The sequence below is a fragment of the Halorubrum sp. CGM5_25_10-8B genome (assembly GCF_005435095.1).
GTDB lineage: Archaea > Halobacteriota > Halobacteria > Halobacteriales > Haloferacaceae > Halorubrum > Halorubrum ezzemoulense.
Window position 1 is genome coordinate 16211 of the sequence record NZ_SGTY01000018.1, and the last position, 14756, is coordinate 30966.

Here is a 14756-nt window from a genome sequence, read left to right on the forward strand (position 1 = left end):
CGCAACCACTAAACGCGGCTCGCTCCTTGCTTCGGTAATGGCCGACTGGACGGAGAAGTACCGCCCGAGCACGCTCTCGGAGGTGCGCGGCAACGACAAGGCCCGCGACGCGTTCGCGGAGTGGGCCCGCTCGTGGGACGACCATCACGAGGCGGTCGTCCTCCACGGCAGCCCCGGCGTCGGGAAGACGAGCGCGGCGCACGCGCTCGCGAACGACATGGGGTGGGAGACGGTGGAGCTGAACGCCTCCGACCAGCGCACCGCCGACGTCATCGAGCGGTTCGCGGGCCGGGCCGCGCGGAACGCCACCCTCAGCGGGAGCGCGGCCGGCGGCGGCGCGGCCGGCGGCGACACCGCCTCGCGACAGCTCGTCATCGTCGACGAGGCGGACAACATCCACGGCAACTACGACCGCGGCGGCGCCTCGGCGATCACGAAGCTGGTCAAGGAGTCCGGCCAGCCTATCGTGCTCATCGCCAACGACTACTACGACATGTCGCGGGGGCTCCGGAACGCGACCCAGGAGATCGAGTTCCGCGATGTCTCCGCGCGCTCCATCGTCCCCGTCCTCCGCGACGTCTGCCGCAAGGAGGGAATCGAGTTCGACTCCGACGCCCTCCAGCGGATCGCGGAGGGGAACCGCGGCGACCTCCGAGGCGCGGTCAACGACCTCCAAGCCGCGACGCAGGGGCGCGACTCGATCACAGTCGAGGACGTGGTCACCGGCGACCGCGACAAGGCGCTGGGGCTGTTCCCGTTCCTCGACGCCGTGTTGAAAGAGGAGTCCGCCGAGGAGGCGCTCCGGTCGGCGTACGCCGTCGACGAGACCCCGGACGACCTGACGGCGTGGATCGAGAACAACGTCCTCGACGTGTACGAGCCGGCGGCGGCGGTTCGCGCGTACGACTTCCTCGCGAACGCCGACGTGTGGCTCGGCCGCGTCCGCGCCACGCAGAACTACTCCTACTGGCGGTACGCGACCGACAACGCGGCGGCGGGCGTCGCGTCCGCCCGCGACGGCGAGAAGGGGGGCTGGACCCGGTACGGCCGCCCGCAGTTCTGGTCGTCGTCGGACGCGACCGCCGACGAGGTCGTCGGCAAGATTGCGGCCGCGAGCGGCTGTAGCGTCGCGACCGCCAGACGCGAGGTACTCCCGTTCCTCGAGACCGTCACGCACCACTGTAAGCCCCGCGAGCTGACCGTCGCGATGGCGGCCGCATACGACCTCGACGAGGCGGGCGTCGCCTTCGTTACCGGCTCCGGCGAGTCGACGAACAAGGTCGCGTCGATCGTTGAGGACGCGCAGGCCCGCCGCGAGGAACTGATCGAGGAGCACGCGGACGGTGCCTTCGCGCACGCCGCGGCCGACCGGCGAGACGACGAGAGCGACTCGGGCGCGCCCGACGGCCCGGACCGCGACGGCTCCGAGGCGACCGCCGACGGGAGCGACCAGCGCGACTCGGCGGACGGCGCGGCCGCTGACGAAGCGGCCGACGAGGAGGAAGACGACGATCAGGCCGGGCTGACCGACTTCATGTGAGCCGGTCTCGGGGGGTAGTTCACCGGTTCCCGCTGCCGCTGAGGGGGGACGAACTCGGCCCCGAACCGCCGTCGCTCACGCCCGCAGGCTCGATCGCATCCACGCGGCAGAACTCGAACCGCGCGCCGCCCTCCCGGCCCTCCGTCACCGAGACGGTCCACCCGTGCGCCTCGGCGATTCGCTCGACGATGGCGAGCCCGAAGCCCGTCCCGTCCTTCGCGGTGGTGTGTCCAGCATCGAAGACGGCGTCTCGCTGGTCGGGGTCGATCCCGGGCCCGTCGTCAGCGACGTAGAACCCCTCGCGCGTCCGCCCGACCCGGACGCGGACCGCGGCCTCGTCGGGGTCCGAGGGAGTGCCGTCGGCCTGCGACCCCGCTCCCGAGGCGAACGTCCTCGGCGCGCCGCGCTCGTCTGGGTCCGACTCGTCGCCGCCGGTGCCGGCCGAGCCGGGTTCGTCCGGGGTCCCGTGTTCGATCGCGTTGCGGAAGAGGTTCTCGAGCGCCTGTCGGAGTCGGTCCGCGTCCGACCGGATCGTCGGGAGCGGTGCGTCGACGACGAGCGCGGCGTCGGCCGGTCGGCCCGTCGTCCGCCACGCGCTCTCGACGACCGACCGCAGGTCGGTCGGCTCGGTCGCCTGAACCGTTTTCCCCTCGCGCGCCAGCGTCAGGACGTCGCCGATGAGGTGGTCCATGCGGTCGAGGGCGTCGAGGGCGCGGTCCAGCTGCTCCGTCGACGCGTCGCCGTCGAGGTCGTCGGCCAGTTCGATGTTTCCGACCGCGACGGAGAGGGGGTTCCGGAGGTCGTGGCTCACAACGCTCGCGAACTCCTCCAGCCGCTCGCGCTGTCGTTCCAGCCGTTTGCGGCGCTCGACGCGCTCGTCGGCGGGGAAGAGGTACCCCGCCACGTCGCCGCGTTCGGTCGCCCGGCCACGCTCGTGGACCCACTGCGGCTCACTGTCGGACGCGACGCGGTACACCACGTCGACGGGGTCGGTCTCGAGCGCCTCCCGGAGACGGTCGCGGTCCTCGTCGGCCACGCAGTCGAGCCAACCGCCGTCCGGCCGCTCCGGGACGTGGACCCGCGGATCGTCTCCCGCCTCGATCACGAACCGAGAGGGGTCCCCCTCGGGTCGGCGGTAGGCGATCCCGGGCCGTCGCTTCATCGGTCGTGACACGTGTCAACCAGATTACTCGGTCCACATAAACATTACTCAACTATCACTTGTCATACACTGAGATCAAGTCAAAATAACACGAAAAAATCGATCGCGGAAGCGGAACCGCCGAGAGACCTTTGTCGCGTCCGCCGATTGATCGCCGTATGCGCGCTGCGATCCTTCGAGACCACGGGGAGCCGCTCGCGGTTCGCGAGCTTCCCGACCCCGAACCGGAGCCCGACGGCGCCGTCGTCCGCGTGGAGGCCTGCGGCGTCTGCCGCAGCGACTGGCACGCGTGGGCCGGTCACGGGGAGTGGGCGGACGACCGCGTCCCGCGCGGCCAAGTGCTCGGCCACGAGCCGGCCGGCGAGGTCGTCGCGGTCGGCGACGAGGTCGACCGGTTCCGCCCGGGCGACCGCGTGGTCGTCCCCTTCTCGCTCGGCGACGGGACGTGCCCCCACTGCCGCCGCGGGGCCGGCAACGTCTGCGAGGACGGCCGCGCGCTGGGGTTCGAGGCCGCCGCCCCGGGCGCGTTCGCGGAGCGAGTGGCGGTGCCGGCCGCCGACTACAACCTCGTCGGGCGCCCCGCCTGGCTCGGCGCGACCGCGGCCGCGGCGCTCGGCTGTCGGTACATGACGGCGTACCACGCGCTCGCCGAGCGCGCGAACGTCAGCGGCGGCGACGCGGTCGCCGTCCACGGCTGCGGGGGCGTCGGCCTCTCCGCGGTCCAGATCGCCGCGGCGCTCGGCGCGCGCGTGATCGCGGTCGACATCGACGACGCGGCCCTCTCGCTCGCTCGCGAGCTCGGCGCCGACGAGAGCGTGAGTCCGGGGTCGCTGCCGGAGGAAAGTTCGGTCCCCGAGCAAATCCGCGACCTCACCGACGGCGGCGCCGACGTCTCGCTCGACGCTCTGGGGATCGCCGAGACCTGTCGGAACTCCGTCCGGTCGCTGCGTCCCCGAGGCACCCACGTCCAAGTCGGGCTCACGACGGACGCCGAACGCGGCGAGGTGTCGCTCCCGACCGACTGGATGACCCGGTGGGAGATCTCGTTCCTCGGCTCGCGCGGGATGCCGCCGACGAGCTACCCGGACCTGTTCGCGCTGATCGAGTCGACGGGGATCGACCCCGGCGCCCTGGTCGCTCGCGAACTGTCACTGCCGGAGGTGTCGGGCCGGCTCGCGGCGATGGACGAGTACGAGGTGGCGGGCGTGGAGGTCGTTACCGAGTTCTGAGCGCGGCCTACAGCAGTCGCGAGAGGAACTGTTGACCGCGGTCCGTCGACGGCTCGTCGAAGAAGGACCGCGTCTCGGTCCGCTCAACGACTCGGCCGTCGGCCATCAAGACGATCCGGTCGCCGACCTCGCGGGCGAAGCCCATCTCGTGGGTGACGAGGACCATCGTCATCCCGTCGGCCGCGAGCCCCTCGATCACGTCGAGCACCTCGCCGACGAGCTCGGGGTCCAACGCGCTCGTCACCTCGTCGAACAGCATCACCCGCGGCTCCATCGCGAGCGCGCGGGCGATGGCGACGCGCTGCTGCTGGCCGCCCGAGAGCGCGCCCGGGTGCGACTCGGCCTGATCGGCGAGCCCGACCCGGTCGAGGAGGTCGGACGCGGCCCGCTTCGCCTCGCCCTCCGGCTCGCCTTTCACCTTCTCCGGGGCGAGCGCGACGTTCTCCAGCGCGGTCTTGTGCGGGAAGAGGTTGAACGACTGGAACACCATCCCGATCTGCTGTCGGATCTCGTTGACGTCCGTCTCGATCACTGACCGGCCGTCGAGCCGGATGTCGCCGCCCTGAATCTCCTCTAGCCGGTTCGCACACCGGAGCAGCGTCGACTTCCCGGACCCGGACGGTCCGATGACGACGACGACCTCTCCCTCGTCGACGTCGACGTCGACGTCGTACAGCACCTGCGTGTCGCCGAACGACTTGTCGACGCCGTCAAACTCGACGAGCGGACCGGTCACGCCTCCTCACCCCCGTCGTCGTCGCCGGAGCCGAGCCCCGACAGCCGACCGAACATCCGGCTGTCGGACCCCCAGTCCGACCGGCGCTCCAGTCCGTTGACGAGCTGGCTCATCGACATCGTGATCGCGAGGTAGAGCACGCACACCCACACGAGCGGGGTCCACGGGTCCAGTTGGTTGCTGTTGATGTTTCGGAACACGCTCATGATCTCCGGGACGGCGATGACGGTCAGCAGCGAGGTGTCCTTCACGAGGATGATCTGGTCGTTGCCGATGGCCGCGAGCGCGTTGCGCCACGCCTGCGGGAGGACGACCTGCCGCAGCGCCATCACGCGGGACATCCCGAGCGACCGGGCCGCCTCCATCTGGCCGTTCGGGACGGCGTCGATCCCGCCGCGGATCGCCTCGCCGACGTACGCGCCGTGGTTCAGCGTGAGCCCGATGATCGCGGCCGGGATCGCCCAGTCCGTGAAGGGGAACTCGCCGGTGGCCCAGAGCCGCGGCACGCCGAAGTAGATGACGAACAGCTGGAACAGCAGGGGCGTGCCGCGGAAGAACTCGACGTACCCCTTCGCGATCCGTCCGGTGACGTTCGACGTCGAGATCCGGCCGAGCCCCACGAGGACGCCGAGCGACACGGAGAGGAGACTCGAGATCACGACGATCTGGATGACGAGGAAGAACGCCTCCGCGAACCGCCGCGCGATGAGCGGCGAGGCGAGCAGGCTGTAGTCGACCTGCGTCGAAAGGATCCAGGCCAACAGTCCCCCGATGGCCAGCACGAACCCCCCGGCGGCCACCTCGCCGACCCGCTTCACCAGCCGGTCGCGCATCAGTACGCCGCCGCCGCTCGACTCCGATTCTGTCTGTGTTGCCATGTGATATCAGGTAGAGACGGCGAGGTCCGGAGACTCAGCCGTCGAAGTACTCGTTGTAGATCTCCTCGTACGTCCCGTTCTCGCGGATCGTCGCGAGGGCCCCGTTGACCTCCTCTCGGAAGTCGTCGTCGTCCTGCCGGAACGCGATCCCGTACTCCTCGATCGTCAGCGTGAGGTACGGCGGCGCGTCGTCGCGGTCGGCCGCGACCCCGTCTCCCTCGAGGAAGACGACCTCCTCGTTCTCCGCGGCGAACGAGGCGCTTACGGTGTTGTCGTTGATGACCGCGTCCACCTGATTGTTGAGCAGCGCGTCGAACGCGCCGTTGATCTGGTCGTAGCTCTCGATCTGGAGGTCGCCGCCGAACTCCTCTTGGAGGTCCTCGGCGGCGGCCTCGCCGGTCGTCCCGCGCTGGACGCCGACGGACGTGCCCTGGAGGTCCTCGCGGGAGCCGATGTCGCTGCCCTCCAAGAGGAGGACGGTCTGGTACGCGGTGAAGTACGGGTCCGAGAAGTCGACCCGCTCGGCGCGCGACTCGTTGATCGTCATCGCGCTCATGATGACGCGGAAGTTCGCGTTGTTCAGCGACGCGATGATCCCGTCGAAGGAGGTCTCCTGGAACTCGTAGTCCATGTCGAGCTGCTCGCCGAACACGGCCTCGGCGATCTCGACGTCGAATCCGATGAGGTCGCCCGCCTCGTTGCGGTACTCGAAGGGCGCGTATGGGATGTCGGAGCCGATGGTGATCGTCTCACCGCCCCCGCCGCCGCCGCCGATACAGCCGGCGGTGGCCGCCAGTCCGCTCGCGCCGACCGCGGTCAGGTACTGTCGCCGGTTCACAGAACGGTTTTCGTCCATACACCGTTTCTCGGTTGATCACGATTTCAACGTTTCGGCCGCGAGATAGCAATATTTGCCGAACTGCGGGGGTTCGACAGGGTCGTTCAGGAGAGACGCCGCTCCGTTCGGGGCCGCGACCCGACGGCGAGCGGCCCGATCAGTCGCCGCCGATCGGGACGCTCCCGTCGCGCATCTCGTCGGCGCCGCGGAGGGTCCACGCCGCGCCCGCGGCGAGCGCGACGGCGACGGCCAAGACGGCGAGGTTGATCTGCTGCCACGTCGCGGTGTACAACACGAGGTCCCGGCCGAGCAGCAGCGTGCCCACGAGCGCGGCCAACGACCCGGCCGCCAACGCGCGAACGGTGTTGGCCGTCCCGGCGTCGAGCTCGTCGTACCCGCCCCGGACCGCCTCCGTCGCGTACGCGACGGCCGCGACGAGCCCGAGGTGTCCGGCGAGTCCGGTGATGTAGAAGGCGGCCTGCGCGGGCGGCGCGTAGGTGAGGAACGGGACTGCCCGCGAGAAGACCGCGCTGGCGACGATACCGGCGACGGCGATTCCCGCGGCCGCCCGGAGCAGTCGCGCGTTCCCGCGCCCGCCGCCCCAGATCGTCGCCAGCCCGAGCAGCGTGAAGATGATCAGCGCCACGGACAGGTGCGCCGCGTGCGTGGACACCGTGTACCCGCCCGGGATGAGCCCGCTGAGGGTGACGGTGATCGCGCCGACGGTGATCTGGAGCGGTAAGATAGCAACCGCCAGCGTCGCCGCCAGCTTGGTCCGGCGCTCGAACCCGGACCCGAGCCACGTCCACCCGGCGACGCCGACGATGAGGAAGCCGGTGACCATCGCCCACGCCCGGTGGAACCACTCGATGAAGTCGGGGTTAATCGTCAGCGCCGGGATGAGCTGGTCGGAACACAGCGGCCACTGGGCCTGACACGCCAGCCCGGAGCCGGTCGCCGCGGTGTAGACGCCGAGCGAGAAGAGGACGAGCGTCATCCCCGTCGTCGCCGCCGCGTATCGCCTGAACGTTAGCCACGCGGGCCGAAGACTCATTAGCCGATTTCGGGCGCGCGCGCACTTAGACCGTTCGGCCGCTCCTCGCGATCGAGAAGGGCGCACGGGTCGACAGGCGGCGACGGACGGTCGAGGCGGTCGAGCGTCCCCCGGTACGCGACCGCTACCCGGACAGCTCTCGCTTCGCCCGCCGCGCCCGCTCGGACATCTCTTCGTCGCCGTCGACGTCCGCGAGCGTCTCGATCGCCTCCAACTTCCGGACGGAGTCGTCGAGGAACGAGAGCACGTCGCCGGTGTACGCGTACACCATGTAATCGTCGGTCATCACGTCGACGATGGCCTGCGGGCCGAGCCCCTCGGCGCGCAGTTCGAGGACATAGCGCATGAACTTCTCCTCGGGGCAGCCGCAGTACGGGTTCGAATCGCAGTCGCAGTCGAGGAAGTCCTCGGCGAAGTCGAGGACGCGGTCGCGGGTCGTCTCGTCGAGCTTCGAGAGGCCGTCGCCGGTGAACAGCAGGTCGAGGGTGGCGCCGGCGAACGCCCCCTTCGGAATGTTCGCCTCCAGCTGGGAGGCGAGCTGCCGGTGGTTCTTCACGTAGATCTTGTCGGTAAAGGCCACAGTTAGCGATTCGTACGCCCGCAGCCCTCAAAAGCGACGCGGTGATCGAGAGACCGTCGGCGGTTCGAACGACATCGCGTCACACGCCCGTCCGGGAGTCGTAACCGTTATTTATCGAAGCGGGGTATTTGACGACGCGTGTCCGGGTTAGGGTAGTGGACTATCCTTCAGCCTTGTGGAGGCTGAGACGCGGGTTCGATTCTCGCACCCGGACCTTTTCCGACGAACGGAGTGAGGAGCGAAAAGTCCGGAAGGCGAGATTGAATCATGCGAGACGAGCGGAGCGCGTCTCGCCCGGGTTCAATTCTCGCACCTGGACCTTCTCGCGGCGAGCAGTATCGCGAGCTGCGAGGCTCCGTAGCGAATTGAAGCGGTGATCGAGGCGCCGGTCAGAACTCGATCCGCTCGCCGCCTTCCGGGATCAGCACGTCCGCCGTCTCCGCCCGGAGTTCCTCGCGCGAGAGCAGGCAGTGGTTGATCGCCTCCATGTGGACCACGGCGACCGGGGCGTCGGTGGCCTCGCGCACGGCCGCGACGTCCTCGACGCCCATCGTGATCGGTTCGCCGTGGTTGAACCGCGCCGCGCCGCCGTTGAGCACGACGGCGTCGGGGTCGAACTCCGCCAGCGTCTCCGCGACCGGGTCGTACCAGACCGTGTCGCCGGCGAGGTACAGCGTCTCGTCGCCGTCAAGCAGGAACCCGGAGACCGGACCCATCTGCTCGGCAAGTTCCCCGTGTCCGTGACGGCCCGGGGTTCGGCGGAGCGCGACGCCGTCGAACGACGCCGTCTCCTCGACCGGTCGCACGTCGGTGAAGCCGTCCTCGACGAACGCGTCCGCCTCCGCAGGCTGACAGAACAGCGGCACGTCGGCGTCGAGTCGCTCCGCGGCCGCGTCGTCGAAGTGATCCGGGTGGCGGTGGGTGACGATCACCGCGTCGTGCGACAGGTCGACGTCGGGAAGCGGGACGAGCGGGTTGCGCCGGTCGTTCGGGGTGTTGTCGATCGGCGGAAGCGTGCCTTCGGACGCGAACAGCGGATCGACGAGGAACGTCGTCCCGTCCACGGTCGCGAGCGCCGTGGCGTTGCGGACGAGAGTGACGGCGGGGCCGGCGCCGCGGGTGTTCGACATGTCGGGCCTTCGGCGCGCGAGGGGTTGTGCGTTGCGGCGCCGCTGTCGAGCGTCGGAATGTCGCCCGCGACACTAACGACCGGTCTCATCTCCGGCGGCGTGCCGCGTCGACCGGGAAACCCTCGTGGCGGGCGGTCGCCTGCGCGGCGACGGGCGGGTCGCGTTCGCGACCGGTGTCACGCGCCTGGGTTCTCCGCGCTGTCATCGCTCCCATCGGGGAGTACTCGGGCGGGGACTAGGGGCGCGCACGTTCGGGTAGCCGTCGCGCGCGGTTAAACGGTCGGGTGAGAGGCTCACGACTTCCGGCCGGATGCCGAAGGAGAGCGAGCGGGCCGTCTCGTGGGTGACGCTCGCCAGCGTGGCGGCGGACAGGGTCGGGACGAGCAAGAACCCGTCGAACTTGGGCGTGCTTCGAACGCACCTGACGCCCAGAACGGAACGTTCCTGCCGGATCGGCGAATATCTCCCGGACCGCGCCGGTCGGCGACGGTTCGTTGGGAACGCGCCGCGGTCGCCGACGCATCATAGTCGGACCGACCGTCAGGCCGAATCGCCGGCCGCGTTCGGCGGTATCGACGGCTATCCGAACGCACTTACGTCCCTGTCACGGACCCACGCGCAATGTCAGTACGAGTCGGCATCCTCGGTGCCACCGGCGCGGTCGGCCAGCGGTTCATCCAGTTGCTCGACGACCACCCGACCTTCGAGCTCGCCGCGGTCACCGCGAGCGCGGAGAGCGCGGGCAAGACCTATCGCGAGGCGGCCAAGTGGCGCGTCGACACCCCGATTCCGGAGGGCGTCGCCGAGATGGAGGTCGCCGAGACGAGCCCCGCAGGGGTCGCGGACGACGACGTCGACCTCCTCTTTTCCTCGCTCCCGTCGGGCGTCGCGGCCGAGGTCGAGCCCGAGTTCCTCGATGCCGGATACGTCGTCTCCTCGAACTCCTCGAACGACCGCATGGCGGCGGACGTCCCGCTCACGATCCCCGAGATCAACCCCGACCACCTCGGGCTCATCGAGGTCCAGCGCGACGAGCGGGGCTGGGACGGCGCCCTCGTGAAGAACCCGAACTGCTCGACGATCACGATGGTGCCGACGCTCGCGGCGATCGACGAGTTCGGCCTCGAAAGCGTCCGGGTCTCGACGCTTCAGGCGGTCTCCGGCGCCGGCTACTCCGGCGTCACTTCGATGGAGATCCTCGACAACGCCATCCCCCACATCGGCGGCGAGGAGGACAAGATGGAGACGGAGTCGCGCAAGCTGCTCGGCGAGTTCGACGGCGCCGAGGTCTCCCTCCACGACGCCGACGTGGCCGCCTCGTGTAACCGGATCCCCACGCTCGACGGCCACCTGGAGAACGTCTTCGCCGAGTTCGCCGAGGACCCCGCGCCGGCGGACCTCCGCGAGGCGATGCGCTCGTTCGAGGGCGTCGGCGACCTCCCAAGCTCGCCCGAACAGCTCATCAAGGTGTTCGGCGACGACGAGCGCGAGCGTCCGCAGCCCCGCCTCGACCGCACGTACGCCGACGGGATGGGCATCGTCGCCGGCGGCGTCCAGACCACCGACGCCGGCGCGAAGTACAACTGCCTCGCGCACAACACGATCCGCGGCGCGGCGGGCGCCTCGCTGCTCAACGGCGAGCTGCTCGTCGAGGAAGGGTACGTCTAAGCGCGCCGGCCGCCGACCGATAACCACTTTATTCTCCGCGTTCCGTCGGCCGACGCCATGGCAGAGCCATCCGCGAAACGGTCCGTCCGCCGGGGCGTCGCGGTCCTCCTCCTCCCGGTGTCCGGGGCGACGACGCTCCCCGCGTTCGTCGAGGCCGCGCTCCCCGGCGTGTCGAGTGTGGTCGGTGTCGTCCTCTTCGTCGCCGCGGTCGCGTACCTCGTCGGCAGCGTCAGTAGACAGGTGGCCGCGGCGGCCGACACGCCGCTGTGATCGGTCCCGGACGGGCACCGGACGGCACCGAATACTCCGGGGGGCCACGAGACCGCGCCGACCGAAGCGTTCAACAGCCCGTCGCGAATGTCCCCGCACATGGTCGACAGGAACGTCGTCCGCCGGGGGTACGACGAACTCGCGACGGCGTACGCGGCCGACCGCGTCGAGGACGGCCGCGGACGAGCGGTCCTCGACCGCTTCCGTGAGTCGCTGCCGCCGGACGCGCGGGTCCTCGACGCCGGCTGCGGGCAGGGCACGCCCGTGCTCCGAGCGCTGAACGACTCCGGGACCGCCGTCGGAGCGGACATCTCGCGCACCCAACTGGCGCTGGCCGCCGAGAACGTCTCCGGAGCGCCGCTCGCGCAGGGTGACCTCGTCGCGCTCCCGTTCCGCGACGGCGCCTTCGACGCGGTGACGGCGTACCACTCGCTAATCCACGTTCCGGAGGGGCGTCACCAGGCCGTCGTCAACGAGTTCGCCCGCGTCCTCGGCGACGGCGGACGGCTCCTCTGTTCCGAGGGACCGGAGCCGTGGAACGGCGAGAACCCGGACTGGCTCGACACCGGCGTCGAGATGCAGTGGCACATCGCGGGCGCGGAGGCGACTCGGCGGCAGCTCCGGAACGCCGGCTTCGTAATCGAGCGGGAATCGACCGTCGACGACTCGCTCGCCGACGGCGCCGACGCGCGCTGGACGTTCTTCGCCGCGCGGCTCACCGAGTGAGCAGCCGAGCCCTCGTTACTTCCCTTCGAACTCGGGTTCGCCGTCGCCCATGAACGCCGTGACGCCCTCGATGAGGTCGTCGGTGTTCATGACGTGGCCGAAGCCCATCGCCTCGACTTCGAGGCCGGCCTCGTTGTCGGTGCGTCCGGCGTGGATCGCGCGCTTCGTGTACTTCTGCGCGATCGGCGGGCCGCCCGCGAGCTGCGCTGCCAGCTCCCGCGCCCGGTCGTCGAGCTCGTCGCCCGGCACGACCTCGTTGACGAAGCCGTAGTCGGCCATCGTCTCGGCGTCGTAGCGGTCGGCGGTGAGGATGATCTCCTTCGCGCGCCCCTCGCCGACGACGCGCGCGAGCCGCTGCGTGCCGCCCCAACCCGGGAGCAGGCCGAGGTCGAGTTCGGGCTGGCCGAGCTCGGAGCGCTCGGAGGCGATCCGCATGTCTGCCGCGGTCGCGAGCTCCATCCCGCCGCCGAGGCAGTAGCCGTCGATGGCGGCGATGACGGGCTTGTCCGACTCCTCGAGCTTGCCGAACGTCTGTTGACCCTGCCGAGAGAGCTCGACGGCGTGGATCGGGTCCGCGCCGCCCGCGGCCATACTTTGGACGTCCGCGCCGGCGGAGAAGGCGCGGTCGCCCGCGCCGGAGAGGAGGATCGCCCGCACGTCGTCGTCGCCGTCGAGCAGGTCGATCGCGTCGGCGAGCTCGTCGAGCACGTCGCCGCTGATCGTGTTCATCCGGTGCGGGCGGTCGATCTCGACGTGCCCGACCCGCGCGTCGGCGTCGACGTCGACGTTCAGCACGTCGAACGCCGGGCCGCTCTCCGCGTCGCCGTCGGCTCCGTCGCCGCGGAAGCCGCCCGACTCGGCCGCCTCGCGCAGGTAGTCGGTCGCCTCGTAGCGCTCCTCGCCGGTCTCCTCCGCGAGGGCGTCGAGCGTCTCGACCAGCGCGTCGAGCCCCTCTTCGTCAGCGAGCTTTGCCGGGCCGTCGGGGAAGCCCGCGCCGAGCTTGACCGCCTCGTCGATGTCGTCGGCGTCGGCCACGTCGTTGCCGATCAGGCCGGCCGTCTCGTTGGCCATCACCGCGAGCAGGCGGCGGCGCACGTCGTCGTCGAGCGCGTCGCTCGGGATCTGCGCGCCGTCGCCGTCCTCGTAGTCGTAGAATCCCTTGCCGGTCTTCTTGCCGAGGTCCTCCGCCTCGACCTTCTCGCCGAGCAGCGGGCAGGGGCGGTAGGCGTCGCCGAGGACCTCGTGCATGTACTCCAGCACGTGGTAGCCCACGTCGATGCCGACCTGGTCGGCGAGCTCGAACGACCCCATCGGGAGGCCCATGTCGAACTTCGTCGTGGAGTCGACCGCCTCCATCGTCGCGTCGCCGGACTCGACGATCCACGCCGCCTCGTTCATCAGGGGGACGAGGATGCGGTTGACGATGAACCCGGGGCTGTCCTTCCGGACCCGGACGGGCGTCTTCCCCATCGACTCGGCGAGCCCCTCGATCAGGTCGAGCGTCTCCTCGCTCGAGTGCTCCCCGGAGATGACCTCGACCAAGTCCATCCGCACCGGCGGGTTGAAGAAGTGCATCCCGCAGAAGCGCTCGGGGCGGTCCGTCACCTCCGACAGCTCGGTGATAGAGAGGCTGGAGGTGTTGGTGACGAAGACGGCCTCGTCGGGCGCGTACTCGACCACGTCGTCGTACACGTCCTTCTTGATGGCCATCTTCTCGGGGACGACCTCGACGACGACGTCGGCGCCGTCGAGCGCGTCCTCGAGGTCGACGAACGCGTCGACGCGGTCGAGCGCGGCGTCCGCCTCGTCGTCGCCGATTCGGTCCTTCTCCGCGAGCTTGCCGAGCGACCACTCGATCTGGTCGTACCCGTTCTGGACGAGCTCATCGTTGATGTCGCGGAGCGACACGTCGTAGCCGGCGAGGGCGGCCACTTCAGCGATACCGTGGCCCATGTTCCCGGCGCCGAGCACCGTCACGCGCTGGACGTCTTCGAGCTGCATACCTGAGAGTCGGAACCGTCATGGTTGAACGTTTTCATCTTCCAAACGTAAAACAAACTGTAAGTTTATTCGGGTGGGTTGGCGGCGGCTCGACGCGAGGTTCGAGAGACTGAGACGAGCACGAACGGTCGACGCGGGGTGCGAGGGACTGAGACGAGCACGAGCGCTCGACGCGGGGTGTGAGAGGCCGCGCGGACCGGTCCGGAACCGAACGTACTCCTCCGTGCGGTCCCTCGCTTCGGTATGGACGACGGCGTCGACGGAACGATCGACCCGGCCGCGGACGCTGACGGGCCAGCGGCGAAGAGTGGCGGTCCGGCCGCGGACGTAGACGACCCGGTGATCGAGGTCCTCCGCGAGGACCCGACGATGGCGACGCTCGTCGACCGACACGGGCCCCTCGACGTCGCGCCCGCGGACGACGAGTTCGCGCGGCTCTGTACCTCGATCGTGAACCAGCAGCTCTCGACCGCCTCTGCGGCGGCCATCCACGAGCGGTTCGTGGAAGTCGTGGGCGGCGACCCGACCCCGGAGCGCGTCCTCGCGGCCGACGAGGCGGCCCTGCGCGAGGCCGGGCTCAGCGGCACGAAGGTCGACTACCTGCGCAACGCCGCCGCCGCGTTTCGCGACGACGAGCGCGACCTCACGCGCGAGGAGTTGGCGGGCGTAAGCGACGAGGCGGTCGTCGACCGGCTCACCGAGATCACGGGCGTCGGCGAGTGGACCGCGAGGATGTACCTCGTCTTCGCGCTCGGGCGCGAGGACGTGCTCCCGCTCGGCGACCTGGCGGTTCGGAAAGGGATCGAGCTGGTGTACAACGGTGGGGAATCGCTGTCGCGCGCGGAGATGCGCGAGATCGCCGAGGCGTGGCGCCCGTACCGGAGCTACGGGACGCGATACATCTGGGCCGAGTACGAGTCCTGACCGCGCTCTCGTGGAGGAAC

14 protein-coding genes and 1 tRNA gene are annotated in these 14756 nt (G+C 70.0%); 7 read left to right on the forward strand and 8 right to left on the reverse strand.

Annotated elements, in window-relative coordinates; genetic code table 11:
• Nucleotides 1-37 precede the first annotated feature (37 nt).
• Nucleotides 38-1540 carry a replication factor C large subunit gene (locus EXE51_RS14525; protein ID WP_137692928.1) on the forward strand — a complete coding sequence of 501 codons (1503 nt, stop codon included), beginning with the start codon at nucleotides 38-40 and terminating at the stop codon, nucleotides 1538-1540.
• Between the two features lie 19 nt (nucleotides 1541-1559).
• Here the strand turns inward: EXE51_RS14525 and EXE51_RS14530 are convergent, their stop codons facing one another.
• Nucleotides 1560-2714 (reverse strand): HAMP domain-containing sensor histidine kinase, encoded by a 1155-nt coding sequence (locus EXE51_RS14530; RefSeq protein WP_137692929.1) that lies wholly within the window; start codon nucleotides 2712-2714, stop codon nucleotides 1560-1562.
• Nucleotides 2715-2860: 146 nt separating this feature from the next.
• Here EXE51_RS14530 and EXE51_RS14535 point away from each other — a divergent pair, with 146 nt between their 5' ends.
• The gene (locus tag EXE51_RS14535; protein WP_137692930.1) at nucleotides 2861-3931 is read left to right on the forward strand and encodes a zinc-dependent alcohol dehydrogenase family protein; all 1071 of its coding nucleotides are present in this window, start codon (nucleotides 2861-2863) and stop codon (nucleotides 3929-3931) included.
• Between the two features lie 7 nt (nucleotides 3932-3938).
• On the opposite strand, the gene EXE51_RS14540 is transcribed toward EXE51_RS14535, so the two are convergent.
• From EXE51_RS14540 to EXE51_RS14560, 5 genes are all read right to left on the reverse strand, one after another.
• A complete protein-coding gene (locus tag EXE51_RS14540; protein ID WP_086215741.1) occupies nucleotides 3939-4667 on the reverse strand; it encodes an amino acid ABC transporter ATP-binding protein in 729 nt (242 codons plus the stop codon).
• Nucleotides 4664-5500, reverse strand: coding sequence for an amino acid ABC transporter permease (locus EXE51_RS14545; protein ID WP_049930713.1), 837 nt, complete (start codon nucleotides 5498-5500; stop codon nucleotides 4664-4666). The genes EXE51_RS14540 and EXE51_RS14545 overlap by 4 nt, the downstream gene beginning before the upstream one ends.
• Before the next feature lie 79 nt (nucleotides 5501-5579).
• Nucleotides 5580-6401, reverse strand: a complete 822-nt coding sequence (locus EXE51_RS14550) for a basic amino acid ABC transporter substrate-binding protein (protein ID WP_049930712.1) — start codon at nucleotides 6399-6401, stop codon at nucleotides 5580-5582.
• A gap of 139 nt (nucleotides 6402-6540) precedes the next feature.
• The gene (locus tag EXE51_RS14555; protein ID WP_255509923.1) at nucleotides 6541-7437 is read right to left on the reverse strand and encodes a COX15/CtaA family protein; all 897 of its coding nucleotides are present in this window, start codon (nucleotides 7435-7437) and stop codon (nucleotides 6541-6543) included.
• A gap of 124 nt (nucleotides 7438-7561) precedes the next feature.
• A complete protein-coding gene (locus EXE51_RS14560; RefSeq protein ID WP_049930709.1) occupies nucleotides 7562-8017 on the reverse strand; it encodes a DUF5814 domain-containing protein in 456 nt (151 codons plus the stop codon).
• Nucleotides 8018-8158: 141 nt separating this feature from the next.
• On the opposite strand from EXE51_RS14560, the gene EXE51_RS14565 reads away from it, so the two are divergent.
• Nucleotides 8159-8231 (forward strand) — tRNA-His (locus EXE51_RS14565).
• A 175-nt stretch (nucleotides 8232-8406) separates the two neighbouring features.
• Here the strand turns inward: EXE51_RS14565 and EXE51_RS14570 are convergent.
• Entirely contained in the window at nucleotides 8407-9147 is a 741-nt protein-coding gene (locus EXE51_RS14570) for an MBL fold metallo-hydrolase (protein ID WP_137692931.1), read from the reverse strand.
• A 621-nt stretch (nucleotides 9148-9768) separates the two neighbouring features.
• On the opposite strand from EXE51_RS14570, the gene asd reads away from it, so the two are divergent.
• From asd to EXE51_RS14585, 3 genes are all read left to right on the forward strand, one after another.
• Nucleotides 9769-10815: an aspartate-semialdehyde dehydrogenase gene (asd, locus tag EXE51_RS14575; protein WP_094494324.1), complete on the forward strand. Its 1047-nt coding sequence runs from the start codon at nucleotides 9769-9771 to the stop codon at nucleotides 10813-10815.
• Between the two features lie 57 nt (nucleotides 10816-10872).
• On the forward strand, nucleotides 10873-11085 hold the full coding sequence (locus EXE51_RS14580; protein ID WP_049931540.1) for a hypothetical protein: 213 nt from the start codon (nucleotides 10873-10875) through the stop codon (nucleotides 11083-11085).
• Between the two features lie 99 nt (nucleotides 11086-11184).
• Complete coding sequence (locus EXE51_RS14585; protein WP_137692932.1) at nucleotides 11185-11811, forward strand: class I SAM-dependent methyltransferase; 627 nt, start codon at nucleotides 11185-11187, stop codon at nucleotides 11809-11811.
• 15 nt (nucleotides 11812-11826) lie between these two features.
• Here the strand turns inward: EXE51_RS14585 and EXE51_RS14590 are convergent, their stop codons facing one another.
• Nucleotides 11827-13812, reverse strand: a complete 1986-nt coding sequence (locus EXE51_RS14590) for a 3-hydroxyacyl-CoA dehydrogenase/enoyl-CoA hydratase family protein (RefSeq protein ID WP_089308111.1) — start codon at nucleotides 13810-13812, stop codon at nucleotides 11827-11829.
• A gap of 369 nt (nucleotides 13813-14181) precedes the next feature.
• On the opposite strand from EXE51_RS14590, the gene EXE51_RS14595 reads away from it, so the two are divergent.
• Nucleotides 14182-14736, forward strand: a complete 555-nt coding sequence (locus tag EXE51_RS14595; protein WP_049931703.1) for a DNA-3-methyladenine glycosylase — start codon at nucleotides 14182-14184, stop codon at nucleotides 14734-14736.
• Nucleotides 14737-14756 lie beyond the last annotated feature (20 nt).